The following is a 26480-nucleotide window of genomic DNA, read 5'->3' on the forward strand; positions in this document are numbered from 1 at the left end:
TACAGCAGAGCTGACTTATGACCCGAGCAGCTGCCACCTGGAGCTAGACGAAAAACAAAAAAAACTGATGCAATGTGCATCAGTTTTCGTTCAACCTTGTCTCTTCGTCAACATACTGCTTATAATGCTTTGTTGCTTTCGTATTGAAATAGATGATGTATGCACCAAAGGCGATGAATAACCCGGAAACCAAATAGGTGACAATGCCTTGAAAAAGAATAAGCTGGTTTATGCCAAAGAAAAGCAGAAGTCCGCCTAAGAAAGATCCAGCTTTACTCGCAAACATTTTTTTACGGATTGGAAATACATAACTTGTCCTAAATTGACGAGTTTTAAAATAAAAATAGAAAACACCAGATGCTACGATGAAAAAGACTAAAAAGAAATTTATTGTTTTCATAAAAAGGCCTCCATCAAAGAACTTCTTCCATTGTAGCGGCTTTATTTTGGGATTGCGACTAAAAATCATTGAAACGTGGAGGAAACTGAAATTGAAAAGACAAATCATCGACACAATTGAGAAATATGACAAGATCATTATCCATCGACATGTCAGACCGGATCCAGATGCATATGGATCTCAGGTAGGGTTAAAGGAATTGATAAAAACAAACTATCCTACTAAACAAGTATATGCATCGGGAACGCATGATGAAATGCTTTCTTATTTAGCTACTCAGGATGTAGTAACTGCATCCGACTATGATAACGCACTTGTGATTATTACAGATACTGGGAACACTGAGCGGATTGATGCGGAGAATTACTTGAATGGCGCTTTTATACTGAAAATAGATCATCATCCTAATGTCGATCCGTATGGTGATCTGAGATGGGTTGATACAGAATCCAGTTCTACTTCTGAAATGATTTATCTCTTATTCGAAGAAGGACAGGAGCATTACGGCTGGAAGATGTCTGATGATTGCGCGCGCTTACTCTATGCAGGGATTGTAGGGGATACTGGTCGCTTTCTCTTCCCAAGTGCAACAGTAAGAACTTTTGAAATTGCAAGCAGCCTTATTAAATATGATTTCGATCGAACTCGTCTTTTTGCTGAAATGTACGAAGAAGATCGTAGACTGCTTCATTTGAAAGGGTATATGTATCAAAATTTTACAATCGATGAAAATGGCTCGGCTTTCATTAAAATCGATAAGTCGATATTAAAGGAATTTAATGTAACTGCTAGCGAAACCTCTCAGCTTGTCGGGGCCCTTGGCGATGTAAAAGGAATATGTGCCTGGGTGATTTTTGTTGAAGAAGATGATCAAATTCGAGTGCGTTTACGTTCGAAAGGCCCTGTGATCAACAAGTTAGCGGCTGAGTATGACGGCGGAGGACATCCTTTGGCTTCAGGAGCATCTGTTTACACATGGGAAAAAGCAGATGAGATCATTGCCAAATTGAAAGTATTATGCACGGTGAAATAACGGGTCGGAGGGGTTGAAATTGGTTCTTGTCTATCCACAAATTGTAACCGGCGCCGATCTATTGCGCGGAATTATAAAACTCGACCACTTAGCCCCCCTTCTGAAAAGGAGAGGGGCTAAATCCGTAGGAATCGTCAATTCAAAAATGTACGGAGTACGTTCATTTTATAATGTAATGAAGAAATACGATATCCACCCGGTTATCGGTCTATCGATCCGTCTTGATATTACTGAAGGAAAGGATGTGCTCCTCTTCGCCTATGCAAAGGATGATAAGGGATATGGCAACTTACTTAAAATCAGTAGTGCTATGGCGACAAGGGAACAGGAGACGCTGCCATTAAAATGGCTGCAAGCTTACAGTGAGGGCTGTGTCCTTATTTGCCCTTTGACCGATAAATCATGGGAAGAGTGGCGGCTAACCGACACCATTGAAAAAATAGGAAATGCTTGCCAAACGGTTTACATCGGAGTTTCCAGACCAGGCGGTGTAAGACATCCTTCCGAGGAAGAGATTCAAAGAATTAGTGAGGCGAACGGAATAGAGATAACAGCCTTCCATGAGTCAAGATATCTTATGGAAGAGGATGCGTTCGCATTTGAAGTCGCCACTGCCATTCGATCCGGATATAAGTTAAATGACCCTTCTCGACCCAAAATCGAAGTTTACGATGCTTTTCTTCCTGAAGAAGAACAATTTCAGAACTGGTTTTCAGATCAGCCTGAATGGCTTGAAAATATGTCAGGTATAATGCTGTCCTGCAATGCGGAATTACCGCCGAGTCAATTTCAGATGCCTGCTTTTCCGGTTCCAGTAGGTGAAACCTCAGCTACGCTATTAAAGGAACATTGTGAGGAAGGGTTGGTAAGACGACTTGGTTCCGTAACCCCGACCTATTTTGAAAGAATACAATATGAGCTAAAAATAATAGAATCCATGGGGTTCTCCGATTATTTTTTAATCGTAGAGGACTTCATGCGTTTCTCGAGAGAACAGGGTATTCTTACAGGACCAGGAAGGGGTTCTTCCGCGGGGTCACTTGTCGCTTATTCACTCGGTATTACAGACGTAGATCCTATCAAATACGGACTTATCTTTGAGCGTTTCCTGAACCCGGGAAGAATTACAATGCCCGATATCGATATCGATTTTGCAGATAATCGACGCTCTGAAGTTATTGAGTATGTTGCCAAAAAGTATGGGAAATCACATGTAGCTCAAATCATTACGTTCGGCACTTTGTCGGCTAAATCTGTTGCTCGAAATGTTGCCCGGGTATTCGATTTTAGTAATGAAGAAATGGGATTTCTGTCAAAACAAATACAAGAAGGTCATAGCAGAAAACTGGAAGACTCTGTTAAACACTCAAAGGCGCTTCAGGATTGGATTGCTTTGGACCCTATCCGAAACAAATGGTACCAAGCAGCGAGGGCTTTGGAAGGATTGCCAAGAAATGCCTCAACGCACGCGGCAGGCGTCATTCTTTCCCCAGTCCCACTTGTGGAAACAGTTCCCCTACAAAACGGGACAGACGATATTTACTTAACGCAATGGGCCATGGGAGACGTTGAAGAAGTCGGCTTATTGAAAATGGACTTTCTTGGGTTACGGAACCTAACATTGATGGATCGTATCAAATCCATGATTGAGCATGACAAAGAAGTCGTGTTGAATTTCGAAGAAATACCTTTAAATGATCAGAAGACTTTTGAGTTGTTCAGGGAAGGGGATATGACAGGGGTATTCCAGTTCGAATCAGACGGAATGAGAGACGCCTTAAGACTTATTAAACCTGACGAATTCAGTGATATCTATGCCATAAATGCATTATATCGTCCGGGTCCGATGGAAAACATTCCTCTATACAGCAGAAGGAAAAATAATAATGAAAAAGTCCATTATATTCACCCTCAGCTTGAACCGATTTTGAAAGAGACGGAAGGCATCATCGTCTATCAGGAGCAAATCATGCAAATAGCCGTGCGAATTGCAGGATTTTCAATGGCTGAAGCGGATCTTTTGCGAAGGGCAGTAAGTAAGAAGAAAAGAGAAATATTGCGACAAGAAAGGGAGCATTTTGTTAAGAGTGCAGTAAACAATAACTTCCCAGAAAAATCGGCGAGTGAAATCTATGATTTGATCGTTAAATTTGCGGATTATGGATTCCCGAAAAGCCATGCCGTGGCGTATTCCTTGATCTCCTACCAATTAGCCTTCATCAAAGCGAATGAACCTGCATATTTTTACGCAGCTCTCTTATCGTTAGCGACGGGCAACCAAGATAAAATAATGGAATACATCCATGAAATAAGGAGTAAAGGGATTACAATTCTGCCGCCATCAATCCAAAAAAGTAAATTTTCACATATCGTTGAAAATGGTTCGATTCGTGTTGGACTTGGCGCCATTAAGGGCGTGACCCCTTCATTTTATAACGTTGTAAAGTCAGCGCGAACAAAGGTTGGTTGGAAATCATTATTCGATTTTTCTGCTGCCATCGGCGGAACAAATTTCACGGAAAAAGCTATTATTCCATTAATAAAAGCAGGTGCACTTGATGAATTTAGAGAAAACAGATCTGTTCTGTTAGCATCTATCGAAGCTGCCCGGAATCATGCAATGTTTATCGGTTCCGAAGGGGAAGATGACTTACTCCATGACGTCATTTATTCCATAGCAAAACCGAAATACACCCCAGGTGGAACAATGCCCAGATTCGCTATGTTGGAATACGAACGGGAAGTGTTGGGTTTCTATTTATCTGAACATCCAGCATTGGAAATGAAAAAGAATTTAGGCGGCAATATCATTGACCTTGTAGATGTCCCTAATGTTAGGGAACGTAGCATATTGAAAGTCGCCGGCTTAATTCGCGAAATCAAACGCATACGCACCAAGAAAGGTGAAGCAATGGCTTTCCTAACTCTACAAGACGAAACTGGCGAACTATCCTGCACACTATTTCCTAAGCAATACGCTGTAAGCAATGTTCACCTACAAGAACTCGCAATGGTACAACTTGAAGGAACGATGGAAAAACGCAACGGCCAAACCCAGTTGATCGTTCAAAAAGTTAATAAAATTTAATTTCAGGGGTAAACAGGTGAAGGAATGCAAATGCTATCCTTTACCTGTTTTATTATTTTTGCTGGACATAATTATGGGCTAACCAGTATTTCCGATATTTTTCCTTAAAATCGCTTTACGCAACTCCCATTTTTCTGTATGCTATTAGACATGAGTGGTCAGACCACTTTTCGGAAGATGAATTACCTAAAGGGGCGGGGCCCGAATGCAAAATACAAAACCATCATCTAAGATGTTTCTTGACATAGTTGGAGAACTAAGGCTCATGATTAAGGCAGAAGGTATAGAAATTGGTGATAAATTACCGTCTGAACGTGTACTGGCGGAACGTCTACAAGTAGGAAGATCAACAATCCGCGAAGCACTTCGAAGCCTTGAGTTATTAGGACTAATTGAAACACGCCGTGGAGAAGGTACATTTTTGGGGGATTTCAAAAAACATCAGCTTGTTGAGGTTTTATCTACATTCATTATGCAACAGCCTGATTCTGCCAAAGATGCAAGAGAAACTCGCATTATCCACGAGAAGGCTGCAATCCAATCTATTTGTAAAGACCCACAAAAACAACAGCTCCCGGTTTGGAAAAGCCTATTAGTAAGGTTGGAAGAAGAAGGTTCCATATTAAGAGAAGATATTGTCCGGGAAATGATTGTAGCAACGGACAACCGCTTATCATTGAAAATCTGGTTTCTATTGAAGCAATATAGCAGAGTGCCTTATGGAAAAATGACAGAAACGAATGAAAGCCAAATTATGAATGCATTGCTTGAAAACTTGCTTGGTGGGCACGTTTTCGAAGCATTGGAATCTTACGAAAAATGGATAGAAAAAATTGAGGGGGAAGAATTACTATGATCCGAGATCTTTTTACAAAACATAAAAAGAAGCAAGCGATAACGATACCTTCAGCAGAAGCGAAAAATGATGTGCCTGAAGGGATTATGACCAAATGTCCGGAATGTAAAGAAATCATATTGACTAAAGATCTTTTGAAAACTGCAAAGGTTTGTCAGAAATGTGGTCATCATTTTAAGATGACTGCATGGGAGCGGGTGGAATGCTTATTTGACGAGGACACCTTTGAGTCAATGGATAATCATTTGAAGACGGAGAATCCATTGAATTTTCCATCTTATATGGAAAAAGTGGCATCTGATAAAGAGCAGACTGGATTGAATGAAGCTGTATTGACCGGAACTGGAAAAATTGGTGGAAGTAAGGTTGCGGTTGCCATTATGGATTCCCATTTCCGCATGGGTTCTATGGGTTCTGTTGTTGGTGAAAAAATAACTCGTGCAGTTGAACATGCAACTGAATCAGGTCTTCCTGTCATTATCTTTTCAGCAAGTGGCGGTGCAAGGATGCAGGAAGGTATCTTATCGTTAATGCAGATGGCAAAAACAAGTGTGGCACTGAAACGCCATTCCGAAAAAGGTTTATTATATATTTCCGTGATGACATATCCGACAACTGGTGGTGTTTCGGCAAGCTTTGCATCTGTTGGGGATATTAATATTGCCGAACCAAAAGCTTTGATTGGTTTTGCCGGTAGACGTGTTATTGAACAGACTGTTAGGGAAAAGTTGCCGAATGATTTCCAAACAGCGGAATTCCAATTGAACCATGGTCAACTGGACGCTGTCGTTCATAGGGAAGATATGAAAGAGACTCTTTCCAAAATCATTCGACTTCATGTTAGGGAGGAAAATGCACATGAGTAAGACACTAACGTTTGAAGAACCAATCATTAAACTTCGTGAGAAAATTAAAGAATTAGAGGAATTTACAAATTCGTCTGAGGTTGATTTATCAACAGAAATTGAAAACCTTAAAGTGCGATTAAAGAATCTTGAAGAAGAAATTTATGAAAATATGGATCCGTGGGATCGTGTACAGGTTGCAAGACATCCAGAACGTCCTACATCGCTCGATTACATTAGTGATTTATTCGAAGATTTCATGGAGTTTCATGGGGATCGGGTATTCGGAGATGATGCTGCGATTGTGGGCGGGATTGGTTTTTTTGAAAATCAACCAGTTACCATTATTGGCCAACAGCGTGGTAGGGATACAAAGGAAAACCTAAAAAGGAACTTTGGTATGCCACATCCTGATGGGTACAGAAAGGCATTACGCTTAATGAAACAGGCTGAGAAATTCGGTCGACCAATCATATGCTTAATCGATACAAAAGGAGCATATCCAGGAAAAGCTGCTGAGGAACGTGGGCAAAGTGAAGCCATTGCCCGAAATCTTGTTGAGATGGCGGGACTTAAAGTGCCTGTTATTTCAATCGTAATTGGTGAAGGAGCAAGTGGTGGTGCACTTGCAATTGGCGTCGCTAATCATTTCCTGATGCTTGAGAATTCATGGTGTTCGGTTATTTCACCTGAAGGGGCGGCTTCCATTCTTTGGAGAGATGCGTCGCTCGCAAAGCAGATGGCTGAGGCGATGAAAATCACTGCACCACATCTGTTGGAAATGGGTATAATTGATGATATCGTCCCTGAAGTAATGGGAGGGGCCCATAGAGATCCTAAGAAGCAATCTGAATTTATACGTGAGGCGCTTAGAAAATCTCTTGATGCCTTTAAGGGAATGGATGGGGAAAGCTTGATAGAGAATCGGTATTCTAAATATAGAAACTTAGGCGTATTTACTGAGTAAGGAAGGATGCGAGGTTTTTTCGCATCTTTTCGCCTTTTTTGAAATACATACCAAGGAGTGTTCTTGTTGAAAAAAATCGGTGTTCTAACAAGTGGAGGAGATGCTCCGGGCATGAATGCAGCAGTTCGTGCAGTTGTCCGTAAGGCCATACATGATGGTCTTGAAGTTTCTGGTATATTCAATGGATATCAAGGGCTTATTCAAGGGAAAATCGAACAATTACAACTTGGCTCCGTCGGTGATATTATTCAACGGGGGGGAACAATGCTAAGATCTGCCCGTTCAGAGGAGTTTATGACTGAGGAAGGTCGAAAGAAAGCGGTTCATCAATTAAAATTGAACGGCATCGAAGGTCTTGTCATTATTGGTGGCGATGGATCATTCAGAGGGGCATTAGAATTGGTCAAATTAGGTATTCCATGTGCTTGTGTTCCAGCTACTATAGATAACGATATTAATGGAACCCAATTTACAATCGGTTTTGATTCGGCATTAAATACAGTCATTGATGCAATTGATAAAATACGAGATACCGCCACATCTCATGAACGTACATTCATCATCGAAGTGATGGGCCGAGATGCTGGTGACCTTGCACTTTGGGCTGGATTGGCTGGTGGAGCGGAAACAATTCTCATTCCTGAAGCAGGTTTTGATATGGATGAAATTGTCAATCGATTACAAAGTGGAACAGGGCGTGGCAAAAAGCATAGTATTATCATTGTTGCTGAAGGTGTCATGTCTGGCTCAGGCTTGTCGGATTTATTAAAAGAAAAGGCGAATATTGAAACAAGGGTTTCCGTATTAGGGCATATTCAACGGGGCGGCTCGCCTTCTGCAAGGGATCGCGTCATTGCAAGCCAATATGGTGCGAGGGCTGTAGAAGTGCTGCGTGAAGGGCGAAGTAGTGTTGCAATTGGTATGCAAAACAATGTGGTGGTAGACTATGATTTAGAAGTGGTATTTAAACCAACAGACCACTCCTTAGATATGGAATTATACAAATTATCAAAAGAATTGTCGATTTAAAAAGCACAATATGAAAGGGCGTATTGTAATGAGAAAGACAAAGATTGTTTGTACCATCGGACCGGCGAGTGAATCACCAGAAATACTTGAACAGTTAATGGAAGCAGGTATGAACGTAGCACGATTGAACTTTTCACATGGATCGCATGAAGAGCACAGAGCCCGAATTTCGGCTATCCGGGAAGCTTCGAATAAGACAGGGAAAGTTGTAGGAATTCTGCTTGACACGAAAGGCCCCGAGATTCGTACACATTCCATGAAAAATGGACAAGTAGAATTGATAACTGGCCAACATATCGATATCTCGATGGCTGAAGTGGAAGGTACAGACGAAGCCTTTTCAGTCACATATGATAAATTGATTGAAGACGTTGACAAAGGTTCTGTCATTCTTTTGGATGATGGACTTATTCAGCTTGAAGTTCTTGGTTTGGATAAAGAAAATGGACTGATCCATACGATTGTTGTAAATTCTGGTATTTTGAAGGATAAAAAAGGTGTCAATGTTCCGGGTGTATCCGTGCAACTACCTGGCATAACAGAGAAAGATCAGGAGGATATTTTATTCGGCATTGAAGAAGGTGTTGATTTTATCGCGGCATCTTTCGTCCGTCGTGCTTCTGATGTTATGGAAATCCGGGAGTTACTTGAAAACAACGGCGGTGCAGCTATTCATATCATACCTAAGATTGAAAACCAGGAGGGCGTTGACAATTTAGATGAAATTCTGAATGTCTCGGATGGCTTAATGGTTGCAAGGGGAGATCTTGGCGTGGAAATCCCTGCCGAAGAGGTTCCCCTTGTTCAAAAAAATATGATTGAAAAATGCAATCAAGTTGGAAAACCAGTCATTACAGCTACGCAAATGTTAGATTCGATGCAACGCAATCCGCGTCCTACAAGAGCAGAAGCAAGTGACGTAGCAAACGCTATTTTGGATGGTTCTGATGCAATCATGCTTTCTGGTGAAACAGCAGCAGGACTCTATCCCGTAGAATCGGTCCGTACAATGGATCGAATTGCTCGGACAGCGGAAGGTGCAGTAGATTATCATTCAGTGGTATCAACTCGTCGACGTGAAAAACAAGGAAATATGACGGAATCAATTGGTCAAGCAGCTGCCTATACAGCTATTAATCTAAAAGTTAAGGCTGTATTGGCACCGACTGAAAGTGGTCAAACGGCAAAAATGATTGCTAAATATAGACCTGGTTGTCCTATTATCGCTATTACTGCATCTGATGAATGTTCAAGAAAATTAACTCTTGTATGGGGAATTTACCCGATTATTGGAGAAAGAGTCCATTCCATAGACGCGATTTTACAAGAGTCAGTTGAGGAAAGCGTAAAGCATCAATATGTTACTCATGGCGATGTTGTCATTATTACTGCAGGTGTTCCTGTTGGTGAGGCAGGTACGACGAATTTAATGAAAATCCATGTCATCGGTGATATGCTTGCGCGAGGACAGGGGATTGGGAAAACAGTTGCATTTGGCGAAGCGATTGTTGCCAAAAATGCAAATGAAGCCTTGAACCATAATTTGGAAGGAAAAATCCTTGTCACATATGCATCTGATCGAGATATGATGCCTGCGATTGAAAAATGTGCAGGACTCATAACAGAAGAATCTGGTTTGACGAGTCATGCGGCAGTAGTTGGATTGAGTTTGGGAATCCCGGTTATCGTTGGCGTGGATAAAGCGACTGAAGTAATTGCAAGTGGTCAAGAAATTACAATGGATGCGGAATCCGGCGTAATTTACAATGGGCATGCAAGAGTTTTATAATAATATTAGTATACAAAAGGCTGACTTTCGAATCTTTTCGAAAGCAGCCTTTTTAGGAATGGAGTGGATGTATTGAGAAAAACGCTGGTGCTTACTTTTATTTTATTGCCTACTGCGGAAATCGCGTTACTCCTTTATTCGGGAAAAACATTTGGTGTTCTGCCAACGATTTTTATCATCATCGCAACGGGTGTAGGAGGAGCCTACTTGGCGAAGACCCAAGGACTCAGAGCTTGGACCGATTTGCGGAATAGAATGGCATCCATGGAAACCCCGGGCAACGCTGTCATTGATGGCGTTTGTATTTTCCTTGGCGGAATTCTTTTGATCATGCCCGGCTTTATCACAGATTTAGCCGGTCTTTTACTTTTGTTTAAATGGCCAAGAAATATTATACGTCCTTTTATCATCAAATGGATTTATGAAAAAATGAAAAAAGGTCAGATTGTTATCCGGTAAAATACGGATTCATTTTCAGCTTCAGGGCAGCAAATAGCAGGAATGGCGTTAATAGTATGCCAGGAAGACCGAAAAGATAAAAAGAGCAGACCGTTATGAAGAAGGCATGGATCGGTTTTACGCGAAAAGCCGAAGCCCACATATAGGATTCCGCCAATTGTCTAGTCGTAAGAACGAAGATATATAGAAGGATAAGCGAAACACCGATGAAAAATTGGTTTGAATAGAAAAAGAAAGCTGACATAGGAAGCAAAAACAGACCAATTCCAAGTAATGGCAAACTGTCTACAAGTGAGACAAGGAATGCATTTCCGATCGGGGATTCGAAGCCTAATAATGAAAATCCAATACTCAGAACGATAAATGTCAGAAGGAATAGTCTTGCCTCTACAAAAAAGAATGTGCCTATTAATTCACCTGATTTAGTGAAAATCCTTTTAGAGGATTTTCGCATCTTAATCGGGAAATAAATAAGAAACCAATAACGGTTCTTGCCAGACTCACGTAATGCAAAAAAATAGGCAACTAAGAAAATGAATAGACTGAAAATACGTTGGAAAAAGGTAGCTGTAAATGTAATGGCATATTCTAACAATGCATGTCCATATTCGATAAATTTCCCTTCAAGGAACGAAAAAACTTTTCCGGATAAATCGGTTTTACCTGTGTACTGAGCAAGATGACGCTCCACAATTGGAATTGTATCCATCAACCCGTGCAAAGCTATAAATGAAAACGTACTAATTATGAACAAGATGGAGAGCATCACACATAGTGTAGCGATTGTTAAAGGAAGTCGTGTCATCGTTCGTATGGCTGTTAAAATTGGAGCGGTAAAGTAAGCGATAATGATTGCAATTCCAACTGGAGGAACCATAAAGATTAATATTGCGGCGATAATTGCAGGAGTCCATTGCAAAACCAAAGATTGGTAAGGCTGTTGTAAGACGCGGTTTTTCAACAATAATTCATCCTTCTAAAATTATTTTACTACTAAAACAAGCGTTTCCATTCACAAAGCTGTAATATTTGCTTATAATAGTCATGTAAGCGTTTCAGGCAGTACTAAATAAAAATATAGATTTGCCTAGATTCACAATATTTTGTTGTAGATAGTAGGCAAAATTGACTGAAGGAGCGATTTAAATGACAGCATCAAAAGGTTTGGAAGGAATCGTAGCTACACAGTCCGCCATCAGTTCTATTATTGATGACACCCTTACATATGTCGGTTACGATATCGACGACCTGGCAGAGAATGCAAGCTTTGAGGAAGTTGTTTATCTATTATGGCACCAACGTTTACCAAAAGAGGACGAGCTTGCTGTGCTAAAGCAGCAACTTGCAGACAATATGTCTATTCCTCAAGAAGTACTTGATCATTTCAAAACATATCCAATTGCTGATGTACACCCAATGGCTGCATTGCGTACAGCAATCTCCCTTCTTGGATTATACGATGAAAAAGCAGAAGATATGTCTGATGAAGCAAACTATGAAAAAGCGATAAAATTACAAGCGAAAGTTGCAACTGTTGTAACCGCATTTTCACGCATCCGTAAAGGACAAGAGCCTGTTGCTCCTAAAACAGAGCTTGGTTACGCAGCAAATTTCCTTTATATGTTGAATGGTGAAGAACCTGAAGAAATTGCAATCGAAGCATTCGACAAAGCTTTAGTTCTTCATGCAGACCACGAATTGAACGCTTCCACATTTACGGCACGTGTTTGTGTGGCAACTCTTGCAGATATCTATTCCGGTGTTACTGCGGCAATTGGAGCTCTAAAAGGCCCACTTCATGGCGGTGCAAATGAGCAAGTTATGAAGATGCTGATGGAAATCGGATCAGAAGAAAATGTAGAAACATACATTAGAGAAAAACTTGACAATAAAGAAAAAATTATGGGCTTCGGCCACCGTGTATACCGAAAAGGTGACCCGCGTGCAAAACATCTTCGTGCAATGTCGAAGAAGTTGACAACACTTCGCGGTGAAGAAAAATGGTATAACATGTCCGAAAAAATTGAGTCCATTGTGACAGGTGAGAAGAACTTGCCTCCGAACGTTGATTTCTATTCAGCTTCGGTATATCATTCACTTGGTATCGATCATGATTTGTTTACACCAATTTTTGCGGTTTCCCGTATGTCCGGTTGGACAGCACATATTTTGGAGCAATACTCCAATAATAGACTAATTCGTCCACGTGCGGATTACATCGGACCAGATCTGCAAAAATATGTACCTATCAATGAGAGATAACAAAGTTGTAAACTCCCCGATAGAAAATTTATCGGAAAGCTGAAAAGTAATCCATGGGGCGGTGCAGAAATGTACAAGCCCCCTCATCATGAAACGGAGGAATTCAAAATGGCAAAAATCACAGTAACTGACGGCGTTCTAAACGTTCCAGACAAAGCGACAATCCCTTTCATCATCGGTGACGGTACAGGTCCTGATATTTGGCATGCTGCTTCACGCGTATTGGAAGCTGCTGTTAAAAAAGCATATGACGGTCAAAAGGAAATCGAATGGAAAGAAGTTCTTGCAGGAGAAAAAGCATTCAATGAAACAGGCGAATGGCTACCACAAGAAACACTTGACACAATCGATGAATACCTAATTGCGATTAAAGGACCGTTGACTACACCAATCGGTGGTGGATTCCGTTCATTGAACGTTGCTCTTCGTCAAGAATTGGATCTATATACTTGCCTACGTCCTGTACGTTACTTCGAAGGTGTACCTTCTCCAGTTAAGCGCCCTGAAGACTGCGATATGGTCATCTTCCGCGAAAATACGGAAGACATTTATGCAGGTATCGAGTACAAAGAAGGTTCTGATGAAGTTAAGAAATTAATTTCATTCCTTCAAGATGAGATGGGTGTTGATAAAATCCGTTTCCCTGAAACTTCAGGAATCGGTATCAAACCAGTTTCTGAAGACGGTACAAAACGCCTTGTTCGTGGTGCACTCAACTATGCACTTAAAGAAGGCCGCAAATCTTTAACACTTGTACACAAAGGAAACATCATGAAATTCACTGAAGGTGCTTTCAAAAACTGGGGCTACGAAGTTGCAGAGCAAGAATTCGGCGACAAAGTATTCACTTGGAACCAATACGATCAAATCAAAGAAGCAGAAGGTACAGACGCTGCGAACAAAGCACAAGCTGACGCAGAAGCTGCTGGCAAAATCATCGTAAAAGATTCGATTGCTGATATCTTCCTTCAACAAATCTTGACTCGTCCGAAAGAGTTCGAAGTTGTTGCTACAATGAACTTGAACGGTGACTATATCTCCGACGCACTTGCAGCACAAGTCGGCGGAATCGGTATCGCTCCAGGAGCTAACATCAACTATTTAACTGGACATGCGATTTTCGAAGCAACTCACGGCACAGCACCAAAATATGCTGGTCTTGACAAAGTAAACCCTTCTTCCGTATTGCTTTCCGGCGTTATGATGCTTGAGCATATGGGATGGAATGAAGCGGCTCAAATGATTACTGAATCTATCGAGAAGACAATTGCATCTAAAGTTGTAACGTATGACTTTGCACGTCTAATGGATGGAGCAACAGAAGTAAAAACATCCGAATTCGCAGATGAATTAATCAAAAACCTATAAGAGAAACAATAGACCGGGAAGCCTAAGTGCTTTCCGGTTTTTTAATAAACAGATAAAGGTTAACAAATCACTTGCTCGCAACGCTTCGCTTGTGCTCCCTTAGGGTCGCAGAAAACATTGCTCGCAAACAAACGCCGTTTTTCGTAACGGCGTTTGCTTGCCCTTTCCCAGTGAAAATTGATACACTTTCAATAACAACAATTATTGCTCTATAAATAAAGGAGGAAAAAAGTTGATATTAGGGAAAAAGAGGCGGATTGGTAGGGATATTGAAAAGATCGTCATCGGGGAAAAATTAAAACTAACCGAAAAAATCGAAGACAAAGACCTTCTCCTTTATCTTGGCTTAACAAATGACGCAAACCCGCTCTACATCCAACATGATTATGCTTCTCAAACGAAGTTTGAAAAACCAGTTGTTCCACCAATCATGTTAACCGGTTTCGTCACTTCGGCAATCTCGAAATACTTGCCAGGGCCAGGCTCTCACGTTACAGAGCAACATTTACGATTCCCAAACCCTGTCTTTCATTATGAAACTATAGAATTCCTATTCGAAGTAATCAAAGTAGAAATCGATAAAAAATCGATTGTTATTATGATAGAAGCAACAAATGAAAACAAACAAACCGTTATTTCGGGGAATGTGACAGTAATTCCTCCATCCACAGAGAAAAACCTCACCGCGCAAGCAATGGAGAACTTTTAAATTCCAGAAAAATATTATCAATTTTTAGGGGGATGACGGGTATCGTGAACAAGATATTGATAGTCGATGATGAACAGCCAATTCGTACGTTACTCGATTATAATCTTAAACAATCCAACTTTGAAACTATTATGGCGGCAGACGGTGCACAAGCCATTCAGCAAGTTGAAGAAGAAAAACCAGATTTAATTTTACTTGATCTTATGTTGCCCATTATTGATGGAATTGAAGTTTGCAAAATCCTTAGAAGTCGCAATATAAATACTCCGATTATTATGCTCACTGCAAAAGGCGAGGAACCTGACAAGGTTTTAGGATTAGAAATCGGTGCAGATGACTATATGACAAAACCGTTTAGCCCAAGGGAGGTCATAGCGCGTGTTAAGGCTGTCCTGCGTCGCAGTCAAGAGAGTACTGGTGTTAAGGTGACGGATGATCGTGACCATATAATTACGTCAGGTCCGCTCACTGTACATCCTGAACAGTATGAGGCTTATCTACGGGAACAATCATTGGAGTTTACGCCGAAAGAATTTGAGTTACTCGTCTACTTCATGCAAAATAAAAACCGTGTACTTACCCGTGAACAACTATTAAGTGCAGTTTGGAACTATGACTTTGTTGGGGATACACGAATCGTTGACGTGCATGTCAGTCACCTGAGAGAAAAAATTGAAGAGAATACAAAAAAACCGCTATTCATTAAGACGGTCAGGGGAATCGGATATAAATTCGAGGAGCAAAAGGTCAAATGAAAAGTTATTATTATAGGCTTCTTCTTGCTTTCACTGTTATTTTTTTAATTCAATTGACTGGTCTTGGTATCGTCCTTGGCCAGTTTTTTTATCTGATTGACCATCCAATTTCAACACAAGTACAGCATAAGTATTTGCTTTTCCTTGCTGTTACTTTTTCTATTGTATTTTTCATATCCATATTCATAGCATCCCGTGTCATTCGCCAATATACGAAACCCATTGACTTTATGACAAGAACAGCAAGAAAACTTGCAGAAGGGGATTATTTGGCAAGAACTCCAATCGAGGAAATAGGGATTGACAATGAGCTTGGGCTTGCTTTAAATCAAATTGCTAGAAACTTACAGGAAACTTCAATTTTACGGACGATGGAAAAGGAACGATTAAAGACGTTGATTGAAAGTATGGGAAGTGGACTTTTAATCTTTGGAAGGGAAGGCACTGTAAATTTACAGAACGGTGTTTTTGAAAAGACTTTTGGATTTTCAAGCGATTCTTTGATAGGAAAGAGTATTAAAGAAATAGGTTTTCCTGAAGAAATTGAAGTCTTAATAGAGGATGTGTTCCTGACGGAAAAAGTCACGGAACGTCAAATTAGGAGAGATGAATCGTATTTCAATGTTTATGGAGCACCGGTTATCGGGCGACATGGCAATTGGCTTGGCATTATCATTGTCTTCCACGACATAACAAAGTTAATACGCTTGGAAGAAGTACGAAAGGATTTCGTTGCAAACGTATCACATGAATTGCGAACCCCAATTACATCCATTAAGGGCTTTACGGAAACCTTATTGGACGGGGCGATGAATGAACCTCAACTATTGAAGGATTTCCTCGAAATCATACAAAAGGAAAGTGACCGTCTGGATGTGCTTATTGATGATCTTCTCGAATTGTCACGAATCGAAAGAGAGGGCTTCTATTTACACTATGGATCCGTGCATATTTCTGATGTGATAGACGATGCGATGAAAATCGTCTCAGGGCCACTTGATAAAAAGGGAATGAAGATCATTTTAGAAGGTCAGTCAAGGATTGGTGTGGAAGCTGATAAGGATAGACTTATCCAAGTGATGGTCAATCTATTGATAAACTCCATTAATTATTCAAAAGAAGGTACCACAATTTTTATTACGACTTCTCAAACCGCAAAGGAGGTCATTATTCAAGTAAAGGACGAGGGCATTGGTATAAAACAAGATCAATTACCAAGGCTGTTTGAACGTTTTTACAGAGTCGACCGTGGCCGGAGCAGAGAATCCGGTGGTACTGGACTTGGCTTAGCCATCGTAAAACACTTGATTGAAGCACATGCTGGAAAGGTTACTGTTGAAAGCGAATTGGGTGTTGGAACTGCATTTACCATAACTCTACCAAAAAAAGCCGCATAATGCGGTTTCTTTTTTTGAAACTTATTTGAAGTACGTCCGTATGATTAATAGATACATATGAGAAGGGGGAATTACAAATATGAGCACACGCCGAGCATCGATAGCGACAGGACTTATTATCGCTGGGATTCTTTTAGTTGTTATCGCATTTACTACTTGGTACACCGTGGATGAATCTGAGCAGGCAGTTGTTATCACCTTCGGTAAGGCGGATACGCCCGTAACCGAATCAGGTTTGCATTTCAAATTACCATGGCCAATCCAAGAGGTTGAAAAACTTTCAAAAGAAACTTTCAGTCTTCAATTCGGGTACAAACAAGACGCGAGTGGAGAGCTTGTCTCTTTTGACAAAGAAACAAAAATGATTACAGGGGATGAATATATCGTCCTCGCAGATCTCGTAGTTCAATGGAAAATTACGGATCCGCAAAAGTTTTTATTCAATTCCCAAAAACCGGAACAAATTTTGCATGACGCTACTTCTGCCTCAATTAGATCTGTTATCGGAAGCTCGACGATAGATGCAGCGTTGACGGATGGAAAGGCGGAAATTGAAGGGAAAACACGGGAGTTACTAACTACCCTTGTAGGAAATTATGATATCGGTATTTCAATTCAAGGTGTCAAATTACAAGACGTTGAGCTTCCGAACGCGGAGGTACGTGCGGCTTTCACTGCTGTAACGGACGCAAGGGAAACTAAAAACACAAAAATTAATGAAGCCCAAAAGTATAAAAACAAACGGGAAAACGAAGCAATCGGTGAGAAGAATGCAATTCGGTCACGTGCATTAGGTCAAAAAACAGCGCGTATTGAGCAGGCCCTCGGAGACGTCGCCCTCTTTAACGATCTTCATGCGGAATACTCAAAAAACGTAGCGATTACACGACAACGTCTAATCATCGAAACATTAGAACAAGTATTACCAAAAGCTAAAATCTATATTATGAATGATGATGGAGAAACATTGAAGTATTTACCATTACAGCAGTTAGAGAATCAAACACCACCACCGGCTACTAAAACGGAAGGGGGAGGCAACTGATGTCGAATGAAAATCCATTTAAAGGCATTGAAGAGAAATTTATGGAACGTCAACGAGCAAAACAGAATAAAGCGGGAGATCCCCAAAAGGTCATAACGCCAAAACGCCCATTCAATATGAGAAAAACTGTGAAAACAGCAATCACGCTTACGGTACTATTTGCATTGGCAATTATCCTATTAGCGAATGTATTTATCGTTAAGCAAGATGAATACCGCGTTGTACGACAGTTTGGAGAGATTACAAGAACCATTGACGAACCAGGTTTGAATATGAAAATCCCATTCATTCAAACCGTCTCCACTTTACCAAAAAACCAAATGATCTATAACGTTTCTGAAGCGGAAATTACAACAAAGGATAAAAAACGGATCATTATTGACAACTATGCTGTATGGAAAATAACAAATGCGCAAAAAATGATCTCCAACGCCCGAAATATCGTCAACGCTGAATCCAGAATGGAAGAGTTCATCTATTCGGTTATTCGGAACGAAATGGGTCAGTTGAATTATGTCGATGTTGTTAATGATGAAAACTCCGAGCGGGGGAGCTTAAATGACCGCGTCACAGCAAAAGTGAATCAATTCCTTGACGAAGGGAATTACGGAATTGAAGTGATAGATGTTCGTATGAAACGAATTGACCTTCCTGAAGAAAACGAGCATTCCATCTACACAAGGATGATTTCTGAACGGGAATCAACCGCTCAGGCTTATCTCTCTGAGGGGGATGCGGAAAAGCAAAGAATTGAAGCGGAAACAGACCGTGAAGTGCAAGAGTTATTGGCGACAGCCCAAAAAGAAGGAGCAATCATCCATGCAGAGGGAGAGGCAGAAGCAGCAAAAATATACAACGATGCCTTCTCCAAGGACCCAGAGTTCTATAATCTATATCGAACACTGCAGTCTTACTCACGCACTATTGGTAACGATACAATGATCATCATGCCTGCTGACTCGCCATACGCGAAAATCTTAACAGGTTACCTCGAATAACAGAAGACGTCATTTTCATTTCTCCTTACCAACATGGTAAGATAAATGGAGATGACGTTTTTTTATCAAGGGAGTGAGCGGATTTGTCAAAAGAGAAAATTGTACTTTTGGATGGGAACAGCTTGGCGTATCGAGCATTTTTTGCCCTACCGTTATTAACGAACGACACAGGAATCCATACGAACGCTATCTATGGATTTACAATGATGCTACAAAACATCCTAAAAGAGGAAAAGCCAACACATATACTCGTCGCTTGGGATGCAGGTAAAACAACATTCAGGCATTCAACATTCAGCGAATACAAAGGTGGACGCCAAAAAACACCACCGGAACTTTCTGAGCAATTCCCGTATTTACGGAAATTACTTGATGCATTCCAAATCCCACAATACGAACTCGATCAGTACGAAGCCGATGACATTATTGGAACATTGAGCAAAACTGGGGACGCGGAAGGCATGGAAGTCATCGTCATTTCTGGTGATAAAGACTTGACTCAACTTGCAAGCGACAATACAACAGTTTGTATTACACGAAAAGGTATAACAGATCTTGAGAAATACACACCTGCACATGTGATGGACAAGTACGGACTTTCACCATTACAAATCATTGATATGAAAGGCCTTATGGGAGACCCTTCAGACAATATTCCTGGTGTGCCTGGAGTTGGAGAAAAAACTGCCATTAAACTATTGAAGGAATACGGTTCAGTCGAGAAAGTTTACGAATCATTGGATAAGGTTTCTGGTAAAAAACTGAAAGAGAATTTGACTGAGAATGAAGAAAAAGCATTCATGAGCAAAAGACTCGCTACGATTGAAGTGAATGCACCCATTACCATTTCGATTAAGAATTTGGATTATCCTGGACCTGACGAGGAAAACGTAAAAGCACTTTATGAAGAATTGCAGTTTAAAACGCTGCTTGAAAAAATGGCTCCACAAACTGAAAGTGAACCGATTAAGGAAATCAACGTTCATATCGTAACTGATCCGGATACCATTGAACTTGCAGACGAAATGGCACTTCATGTTGAAATGATCGATGAGAATTATTTAGCCTCTGAAATTTCAGGCATCGGTATGACCGACGGTGAAACCATCATCTTTATTCCGTTTGAAGTCGTCATTAAGTCGGATAAGTTGAAAAAATGGTTCCAGGACGAACAAAAGAGAAAGTTCGCAACTGATTCAAAAGCATCATATGCATCTTTGCTAAGACATGGTATCGAAGTGAATGGTTTTGAATTTGATTTATTATTGGCGACCTATATTGCAAACCCTTCTTCCAGTTACACAGATGTTGCATCTGTTGCCAAAGAATTCAACTACTTCGATATCCAATCAGACGAGGTTGTTTATGGAAAAGGTGCCAAAAAGGCATTACCGGGAGAAGAAACACTTGCAGATCACGCCGGAAGGAAAGCCCAAGCTGTCTGGAAACTGAAGCCGATACTGGAAGACAAGCTTCGTGATAATGAGCAATTTGAGTTGTACCGTGAGCTTGAAATGCCATTAGCTAAAATCCTTGGGAAGGTGGAAACAACGGGAGTCAAGACTGACTTAGGCATCCTGCGTCAAATCGGAATTGATTTATCTGCGAGGCTTTTAGAGTTGGAATCGATCATCTATGAAATGGCGGGACAAAAATTCAATATTAATTCGCCCAAGCAACTTGGTGAAATTCTGTTCGAAAAAATCGGTCTGACACCAATTAAGAAAACAAAGACGGGATATTCTACTGCTGCTGATGTATTGGAGAAACTTGAAAGCGAACACGAAATTATCGGTTTCATCTTGACGTACAGACAGCTTGGAAAGCTGAATTCAACTTATATTGAAGGACTAACTAAGGAAATCCACGAAGATGGTAAAATTCATACTCGTTTTCAACAAGCCTTAACCCAAACAGGTCGTTTGAGCTCGATTAATCCAAATCTGCAAAACATCCCAATCCGTTTGGAGGAAGGCAGGAAAATACGAGCAGCATTTGTTCCATCCGAACCAGGCTGGCTAATGTTTGCAGCGGATTATTCGCAAATTGAACTGCGTGTCCTTGCCCATATGTCTCAAGACGAAAAAATGATAGCAGCTTTCCAAGAAGGCGAGGATATTCATACAAAAACAGCGATGGATGTGTTCGGCGTAGATAAGGATGGAGTTTCCTCAGATATGAGACGGACTGCTAAGGCGGTCAACTTCGGCATTGTCTATGGCATCAGTGACTATGGCCTTTCTCAAAGTTTGAATATAACCCGTAAAGAAGCAGGGAAATTCATCGATACGTATTTGGAGACGTTCCCTGGAGTTAAACAATATATGGAAGATATTGTTGCAGATGCGAAAATGAAAGGTTATGTCGTTACAATGATGAATAGAAGACGCTATTTACCTGACATAACAAGTTCTAATTTTAATCTAAGAAGTTTTGCAGAAAGAACGGCGATGAATACGCCAATCCAAGGAACAGCCGCAGACATCATCAAAAAAGCGATGATTGACATGGATGCAAGATTGAAAGAAGAAGGCCTTCAAACAAGGATGCTTCTTCAAGTACATGATGAATTGATTTTTGAAGCACCAGAAGATGAAATAGAGAAATTAAAGGAAATTGTACCTGAAGTGATGGAATTCGCGTTAACACTTGATGTTCCTTTGAAAGTCGAGTGGGCGTATGGACTATCCTGGTATGAAACGAAGTGAGGAATTAGTATGCCGGAACTACCTGAGGTTGAAGGTGTTGTCCGTGAATTGGCACCTGCGTCAAAAGGTCGTACCATTTCTGAAGTGAAGGTTTCAGATGTGATCCGAAGTTCTAAGGAATTGGGTAAAGAAGCAATTGTCAAAGGAAAGACGCTTGATGATTTTATAGAAGAACTTTCCCAAATGACGATTATGGATATTACAAGAAGAAGTAAATATATTTATTTCCATCTTAAAAAAGAAGGTCAGCCACATTTGTTGGTGAGCCATTTGGGAATGTCAGGTGCGTGGTTTGTCGTGGATTCTTTAGATGAGGTGACGGAACGAAAGTTCAGAAACCATATCCATGTCATTTTCACGATGGACGATGGCGGAATGTTAGTCTATTCCGATATACGCAGATTTGGGGAACTGCGCCTATTAGGTAAGGAAGAGGACTATTCTCCGTTGTTGAAAATGGCACCGGAACCTTTCTCTAAGGAAGCTATAGATCACTTTCTGACTATGGCTTCCACTCCTAAATATGCACGGAAACCGATAAAGGAAGTCATTATGGATGGGCATATTATTTCGGGATGCGGTAATATTTATGCAACTGAGGCTCTTTTTCGAATGAATATACATCCGAATCGAACGACCGAACGGATCAGTGAAAAAAGGAAAAAGGAATTATTCGAAGTGATTGTTGAGGTTTTACAGGAAAGTATTGATGCTGGTGGAAGCTCCATTTCTGATTATCGAAATATTAATGGAGAAGCAGGTACAATGCAGACTCGACTTAAAATGTATGGAAAAAAAGTTTGTGGTCAATGTGGTAGTTCGACGAAAAGCCTAAAGATAGCCGGAAGAACTTCCGTCTATTGTCCAAAATGCCAAAGGTGAGAGGGTGAATCCAATGATCATTGGTTTGACAGGAAGCATCGCGACCGGTAAAAGCACCGTTTCACGTATGTTAAAAGAAAAAGGCTATCCGATTGTCGATGCGGATGAAATTTCAAGGCAGGTTGTAGAGCCGGGAAGTAGTGTGTTGGAAAAAATAGCCGATGCATTCGGAAAAGAGATTATTGATCAAGATGGTCGGCTTAACCGTGAAAAGTTAGGCGGCCTTATATTCAATGACCAACTTGAACGTGAAAAACTGAATGCGATTATGCATCCTGCTGTCCGCCAAGAAATGATTCGTCAAAAGGAATTATGGCTTGAAAAAGGGTTTAATACGGTCATAATGGATATTCCATTACTCTTTGAAAGTAAGCTTCAATCCTATGTCGAGAAAATCATTGTCGTCTCTGCAACTCCTTCTATTCAACGAAAGCGTTTAATGGCAAGAAATAATTTAACTGGCGAAGAAGCGGATGCTCGAATCAATTCACAACTCCCAATTCCCGAAAAGGAAAAAGGGGCGGATGCCGTTATTAATAATAACGACACTTTGGAAGAAACTGAACGACAGCTTGATGCGATTTTAGCAAAATGGTTCGTATCACCATAAGTATATTCTCTGAAAAGTGGAACATTTTCAATTGCCTCACAAACTCTTTCCACATAAGTAAAATGTGCTATACTAATTATCGGATAAATGATAAAAAGTATAACATAAAGCAGGGGGATATTTTTACATGACTACTTCGATAGCGATAAATGGATTTGGTAGAATTGGACGTATGGTTTTCCGCCAAATTATCACAGAGGACGACGTGAATGTAGTTGCGGTAAACGCATCATATCCGGCTGAAACTTTGGCCCATCTGATTAAGTATGACACAAATCATGGAGTGTTTGACGGAGACATCGTCGTTGAGGAAGATGCTCTGATTGTTAATGGGAAACGTGTCCAATTATTAGCAGAACGTGATCCATCCAAGTTGCCATGGACTGACCTTGGTGTCGATATCGTAATTGAAGCAACTGGAGTATTCAACTCCCGTGAAAAAGCTGTTCTTCATCTTGAAGCTGGTGCGAAAAAAGTTATTTTAACTGCACCTGGTAAGAATGAAGATATTACAATTGTTTTGGGTGTGAATGACGATCAGCTCGATATTGAAAAACACGATGTCATTTCAAATGCAAGCTGCACGACAAACTGTCTTGCTCCTGTAGCGAAAGTGCTTAATGATACATTCGGCATTGAAAACGGATTGATGACTACTGTACATGCTTATACAAATGACCAAAAGAATTTGGATAATCCTCATAAGGATCTTCGTCGTGCACGTGCATGTGCCCAATCGATTATTCCAACTTCAACAGGTGCTGCAAAAGCGTTATCACTTGTATTGCCTGAGCTTGAAGGAAAAATTCATGGTATGGCACTTCGCGTTCCGACTCCAAATGTATCGTTAGTTGACTTAGTTGTAGATGTAAAAAGAGATGTAACGGTTGAAGAAGTGAATGAGGCATTTAAAGAGGCGGCAAATGGCGCACTTTCAGGAATCCTTCGTTTCACAACTGAACCTTTAGTTTCTGTCGATTTCAATACAACAACCGAATCTGCAACAATTGATGGGTTGTCTACAATTGTTATGGGTGACCGTAAGGTGAAAGTTCTTGCTTGGTACGACAACGAGTGGGGTTATTCTGCACGTGTTGTCGAATTAACTCAAAAAGTTGCAAAAGCACTCAATGCTTAATTGAATCTATTAAAATAATGAAAAGCCGTCCAAGTTCTTGTATGACTTGGACGGCATTTTTATTTCTTTCATCCCTCTCAAAAACCACATCAGTAATTTCTTTAGGATCCCCTTCGATTTTTTCGACAAACTTCTGTTATAATCAATATACTATAGGGAAATTCGGAGGAAGACGAAATGATATGTCCAGCTTGTCATTACAATGGCACAAGGGTAGTCGATTCCAGACCGGCTGAAGAGAATCGATCCATTCGAAGACGCCGTGAATGTGAAAAATGCGCGTTTCGGTTCACAACTTTTGAGAAAGTGGAAGAAATGCCACTTATCGTCGTGAAAAAAGATGGGTCCCGGGAAGAATTCAATGGAGAAAAATTGCTTAGAGGATTAATAAGAGCGTGTGAGAAAAGGCCTGTTGAGTTAGAGGCATTAAAAAACATTGTTTATTTAATAGAAAAAGAATTAAGAAGTTCTGGGATTGTTGAGATCAATTCCGAAGATGTCGGTGAAATGGTGATGGGAAAATTGGCCGATGTCGATGAAGTTGCCTATGTACGATTCGCTTCGGTTTACAGACAATATAAAGACATAACAGTTTTCATCGAAGAGTTAAAAAACCTCCAAAACAAAAAAGATGAAACAAATCTTTGATATATATTTTAAAGGAACTTGTTGGTATTCAAGAGGCTCCGATGATTGGAGCAGTAGGCGGCGATACCCGCGGAAAGCGTCCGCCTGAGCGAAAAACAACAAATTTACAATTGATGATGAAAGAGGGGTTCCGAATTGCTTTATCAAGAACTGCAACCAGTAGATTCATTCAAACTAAAGATGGCAAGTCCATTTTCGGACTATGACCGGCAACTCCTCACACTATTTTACCAACCGTTAATCGGCCCACAAGCAATGAGTCTTTTCATGTCTTTTTGGGCTGACGCGGAACGAGAAAAAGAAAATGAGTTTAACCATTATTACTTAATGAATTTATTAACCATGCCATTGGGACAAGTTTTCGAAGCTAGGATTTCACTCGAAGCAATCGGCTTGCTACGCACATATTGCAGGACTGTTGGCGATGATCGCTCCTTCGTGTACGAACTGCTTGCACCAATGGATGCAAAATCCTTTTTCGATGATCCGCTCTTATCTACATTCCTTTTTAGTAAAATTGGAGAGCAAGCGTACCGCGGATTAAGGAATCGTTTTTTGGATGAAAATTTAGTTGAGGGTACTTATAAAGAAGTATCACGTACTTTTTTAGATGTTTACAAACCGATTCGTTCTGGGGCATCTGAACAAGTGGATGAAACAGGTGATATAAAAGGACGAAATGAATCGAAAGGTATTCAGATTGCTCATTCTGATTTCGATTTTAACTTATTACGTTCTGGCCTTTCTGAACAAATGGTTCCAAAATCATCCCTTGCTTCGGTTTCCAAGGAATTGATCGAGAAATTGGCTTTTCTTTACTCCCTTACACCGATTGATATGCAAAAAGTTATCATGATGGCTTTAGACGAAAATTTAAGGTTACCTGAAAACAGAGTACGAAAAGCCGCTGTCGATTATTACAAGACGAACATTTCGCAAAACGTCCCAACGATTGAAAAAGTCTTTACGAAAGAACGAGCTATACCAATTGAGGAGCCGAAATCGCGTGAAGATAAATTCATCTTCTATATGGAAAATACTGCGCCTCGGGAGATGCTGAAAGACTACACTGGAAATGAACCGCTTCCTGTAGACGTTGAACTTGCTGAAAGACTAGTGACTGTTCACGGATTTCCGATTGGCGTCGTAAATGTATTACTTCACTATATAATTATTCGCAACGACGGTAAAATTACAAAAAACTATGCGGAAAGAATCGCTTCGCATTGGGCGAATAAAAAAATTGCGACAGCAAAAGAAGCGATGGAAATATCGCGGAAAGAACATGACCAGTACATTAAATGGCAAAATGAAGGAAGTAAGAAATCCACTTCCAAAAGGAAACCGACAAGGGTAGAGAAGGTACCAGAATGGTTTTATCAAAATGATGAGGAAAAAGTGCAGCAACCGGTATCCGATGTAGATCCGTCTATTGACGAAAAACGCCGTCAACTGCTTGAAAAACTCGATGCTATGAGAAGTGGGGTGAAATGA

At 40.5% G+C, this 26480-nt stretch carries 24 protein-coding genes; 22 read left to right on the forward strand and 2 right to left on the reverse strand.

All coding sequences use genetic code 11. The annotated features are described in order from the left end of the window. Positions 1 to 79: 79 nt before the first annotated feature. Positions 80 to 400 carry a YtpI family protein gene (locus tag ACFPZG_RS04885; protein ID WP_283732449.1) on the reverse strand — a complete coding sequence of 107 codons (321 nt, stop codon included), beginning with the start codon at positions 398 to 400 and terminating at the stop codon, positions 80 to 82. A 91-nt stretch (positions 401 to 491) separates the two neighbouring features. Here ACFPZG_RS04885 and ACFPZG_RS04890 point away from each other — a divergent pair, with 91 nt between their 5' ends. From ACFPZG_RS04890 to ACFPZG_RS04925, 8 genes are all read left to right on the forward strand, one after another. Next, positions 492 to 1433, forward strand: a complete 942-nt coding sequence (locus ACFPZG_RS04890; RefSeq protein WP_283732448.1) for a DHH family phosphoesterase — start codon at positions 492 to 494, stop codon at positions 1431 to 1433. 19 nt (positions 1434 to 1452) lie between these two features. Beyond that, a complete protein-coding gene (locus ACFPZG_RS04895) occupies positions 1453 to 4521 on the forward strand; it encodes a DNA polymerase III subunit alpha (RefSeq protein ID WP_317941256.1) in 3069 nt (1022 codons plus the stop codon). 205 nt (positions 4522 to 4726) lie between these two features. Further along, entirely contained in the window at positions 4727 to 5377 is a 651-nt protein-coding gene (locus ACFPZG_RS04900; RefSeq protein WP_283732444.1) for a FadR/GntR family transcriptional regulator, read from the forward strand. Beyond that, positions 5374 to 6243 (forward strand): acetyl-CoA carboxylase, carboxyltransferase subunit beta, encoded by an 870-nt coding sequence (gene accD / locus ACFPZG_RS04905; protein WP_283732442.1) that lies wholly within the window; start codon positions 5374 to 5376, stop codon positions 6241 to 6243. Before ACFPZG_RS04900 ends, accD begins: the two co-directional genes overlap by 4 nt. Beyond that, positions 6236 to 7189, forward strand: a complete 954-nt coding sequence (locus ACFPZG_RS04910) for an acetyl-CoA carboxylase carboxyltransferase subunit alpha (RefSeq protein ID WP_317941255.1) — start codon at positions 6236 to 6238, stop codon at positions 7187 to 7189. Before accD ends, ACFPZG_RS04910 begins: the two co-directional genes overlap by 8 nt. A gap of 66 nt (positions 7190 to 7255) precedes the next feature. Continuing rightward, positions 7256 to 8218: a 6-phosphofructokinase gene (gene pfkA, locus ACFPZG_RS04915; protein WP_317941254.1), complete on the forward strand. Its 963-nt coding sequence runs from the start codon at positions 7256 to 7258 to the stop codon at positions 8216 to 8218. Between the two features lie 28 nt (positions 8219 to 8246). Beyond that, positions 8247 to 10007, forward strand: coding sequence for a pyruvate kinase (gene pyk / locus ACFPZG_RS04920; protein ID WP_317941253.1), 1761 nt, complete (start codon positions 8247 to 8249; stop codon positions 10005 to 10007). A gap of 72 nt (positions 10008 to 10079) precedes the next feature. Continuing rightward, positions 10080 to 10466 carry an FxsA family protein gene (locus ACFPZG_RS04925; protein WP_317941252.1) on the forward strand — a complete coding sequence of 129 codons (387 nt, stop codon included), beginning with the start codon at positions 10080 to 10082 and terminating at the stop codon, positions 10464 to 10466. On the opposite strand, the gene ACFPZG_RS04930 is transcribed toward ACFPZG_RS04925, so the two are convergent. Beyond that, a complete protein-coding gene (locus tag ACFPZG_RS04930) occupies positions 10456 to 11427 on the reverse strand; it encodes an AI-2E family transporter (protein WP_283732439.1) in 972 nt (323 codons plus the stop codon). The genes ACFPZG_RS04925 and ACFPZG_RS04930 overlap by 11 nt on opposite strands. Positions 11428 to 11612: 185 nt before the next feature. Between ACFPZG_RS04930 and citZ the strand changes: the two genes are divergently transcribed. From citZ to ACFPZG_RS05000, 14 genes are all read left to right on the forward strand, one after another. Next, positions 11613 to 12728 carry a citrate synthase gene (gene citZ, locus ACFPZG_RS04935; RefSeq protein ID WP_283732438.1) on the forward strand — a complete coding sequence of 372 codons (1116 nt, stop codon included), beginning with the start codon at positions 11613 to 11615 and terminating at the stop codon, positions 12726 to 12728. A gap of 108 nt (positions 12729 to 12836) precedes the next feature. Then, entirely contained in the window at positions 12837 to 14096 is a 1260-nt protein-coding gene (gene icd / locus ACFPZG_RS04940; protein ID WP_283732437.1) for an NADP-dependent isocitrate dehydrogenase, read from the forward strand. A gap of 232 nt (positions 14097 to 14328) precedes the next feature. Further along, complete coding sequence (locus ACFPZG_RS04945) at positions 14329 to 14805, forward strand: MaoC/PaaZ C-terminal domain-containing protein (protein WP_283732436.1); 477 nt, start codon at positions 14329 to 14331, stop codon at positions 14803 to 14805. 41 nt (positions 14806 to 14846) lie between these two features. Then, positions 14847 to 15560, forward strand: coding sequence for a response regulator transcription factor (locus tag ACFPZG_RS04950; protein ID WP_283734673.1), 714 nt, complete (start codon positions 14847 to 14849; stop codon positions 15558 to 15560). Next, positions 15557 to 16957 carry a two-component system histidine kinase PnpS gene (gene pnpS / locus ACFPZG_RS04955; RefSeq protein ID WP_317941251.1) on the forward strand — a complete coding sequence of 467 codons (1401 nt, stop codon included), beginning with the start codon at positions 15557 to 15559 and terminating at the stop codon, positions 16955 to 16957. Before ACFPZG_RS04950 ends, pnpS begins: the two co-directional genes overlap by 4 nt. A gap of 79 nt (positions 16958 to 17036) precedes the next feature. Further along, complete coding sequence (gene hflK / locus ACFPZG_RS04960; RefSeq protein WP_317941250.1) at positions 17037 to 18002, forward strand: FtsH protease activity modulator HflK; 966 nt, start codon at positions 17037 to 17039, stop codon at positions 18000 to 18002. Then, complete coding sequence (gene hflC / locus ACFPZG_RS04965) at positions 18002 to 19000, forward strand: protease modulator HflC (protein ID WP_283732433.1); 999 nt, start codon at positions 18002 to 18004, stop codon at positions 18998 to 19000. The genes hflK and hflC overlap by 1 nt, the downstream gene beginning before the upstream one ends. Positions 19001 to 19083: 83 nt before the next feature. After that, entirely contained in the window at positions 19084 to 21708 is a 2625-nt protein-coding gene (gene polA, locus ACFPZG_RS04970; protein WP_283732432.1) for a DNA polymerase I, read from the forward strand. Between the two features lie 9 nt (positions 21709 to 21717). Beyond that, positions 21718 to 22590, forward strand: a complete 873-nt coding sequence (gene mutM / locus ACFPZG_RS04975; protein WP_283732431.1) for a bifunctional DNA-formamidopyrimidine glycosylase/DNA-(apurinic or apyrimidinic site) lyase — start codon at positions 21718 to 21720, stop codon at positions 22588 to 22590. Between the two features lie 13 nt (positions 22591 to 22603). Next, positions 22604 to 23200, forward strand: a complete 597-nt coding sequence (coaE, locus tag ACFPZG_RS04980; RefSeq protein ID WP_283732430.1) for a dephospho-CoA kinase — start codon at positions 22604 to 22606, stop codon at positions 23198 to 23200. Between the two features lie 127 nt (positions 23201 to 23327). Then, a complete protein-coding gene (locus ACFPZG_RS04985; protein WP_283732428.1) occupies positions 23328 to 24338 on the forward strand; it encodes a glyceraldehyde-3-phosphate dehydrogenase in 1011 nt (336 codons plus the stop codon). Between the two features lie 177 nt (positions 24339 to 24515). After that, on the forward strand, positions 24516 to 24986 hold the full coding sequence (nrdR, locus tag ACFPZG_RS04990) for a transcriptional regulator NrdR (RefSeq protein WP_283732427.1): 471 nt from the start codon (positions 24516 to 24518) through the stop codon (positions 24984 to 24986). Then, on the forward strand, positions 24983 to 25192 hold the full coding sequence (locus ACFPZG_RS04995; protein ID WP_283732425.1) for a hypothetical protein: 210 nt from the start codon (positions 24983 to 24985) through the stop codon (positions 25190 to 25192). Before nrdR ends, ACFPZG_RS04995 begins: the two co-directional genes overlap by 4 nt. Continuing rightward, positions 25122 to 26480 carry a replication initiation and membrane attachment family protein gene (locus ACFPZG_RS05000; protein WP_283732423.1) on the forward strand — a complete coding sequence of 453 codons (1359 nt, stop codon included), beginning with the start codon at positions 25122 to 25124 and terminating at the stop codon, positions 26478 to 26480. The genes ACFPZG_RS04995 and ACFPZG_RS05000 overlap by 71 nt, the downstream gene beginning before the upstream one ends.

It is taken from the genome of Sporosarcina thermotolerans (assembly GCF_042658975.1).
Classification (GTDB): Bacteria; Bacillota; Bacilli; order Bacillales_A; family Planococcaceae; genus Sporosarcina; species Sporosarcina thermotolerans.

Excerpts from the sequence above, each read along its gene's own strand:
- ACFPZG_RS04910 (WP_317941255.1), top strand. The coding sequence starts at position 6,236 with ATGAGTAAGACACTAACGTTTGAAGAACCAATCATTAAACTTCGTGAG.
- ACFPZG_RS04885 (WP_283732449.1), bottom strand. The coding sequence starts at position 400 with ATGAAAACAATAAATTTCTTTTTAGTCTTTTTCATCGTAGCATCTGGT.
- accD (WP_283732442.1), top strand. The coding sequence starts at position 5,374 with ATGATCCGAGATCTTTTTACAAAACATAAAAAGAAGCAAGCGATAACG.
- icd (WP_283732437.1), top strand. The coding sequence starts at position 12,837 with ATGGCAAAAATCACAGTAACTGACGGCGTTCTAAACGTTCCAGACAAA.
- citZ (WP_283732438.1), top strand. The coding sequence starts at position 11,613 with ATGACAGCATCAAAAGGTTTGGAAGGAATCGTAGCTACACAGTCCGCC.
- coaE (WP_283732430.1), top strand. The coding sequence starts at position 22,604 with ATGATCATTGGTTTGACAGGAAGCATCGCGACCGGTAAAAGCACCGTT.
- ACFPZG_RS04900 (WP_283732444.1), top strand. The coding sequence starts at position 4,727 with ATGCAAAATACAAAACCATCATCTAAGATGTTTCTTGACATAGTTGGA.
- pyk (WP_317941253.1), top strand. The coding sequence starts at position 8,247 with ATGAGAAAGACAAAGATTGTTTGTACCATCGGACCGGCGAGTGAATCA.
- pnpS (WP_317941251.1), top strand. The coding sequence starts at position 15,557 with ATGAAAAGTTATTATTATAGGCTTCTTCTTGCTTTCACTGTTATTTTT.
- ACFPZG_RS04985 (WP_283732428.1), top strand. The coding sequence starts at position 23,328 with ATGACTACTTCGATAGCGATAAATGGATTTGGTAGAATTGGACGTATG.
- hflK (WP_317941250.1), top strand. The coding sequence starts at position 17,037 with ATGAGCACACGCCGAGCATCGATAGCGACAGGACTTATTATCGCTGGG.
- hflC (WP_283732433.1), top strand. The coding sequence starts at position 18,002 with ATGTCGAATGAAAATCCATTTAAAGGCATTGAAGAGAAATTTATGGAA.
- nrdR (WP_283732427.1), top strand. The coding sequence starts at position 24,516 with ATGATATGTCCAGCTTGTCATTACAATGGCACAAGGGTAGTCGATTCC.
- mutM (WP_283732431.1), top strand. The coding sequence starts at position 21,718 with ATGCCGGAACTACCTGAGGTTGAAGGTGTTGTCCGTGAATTGGCACCT.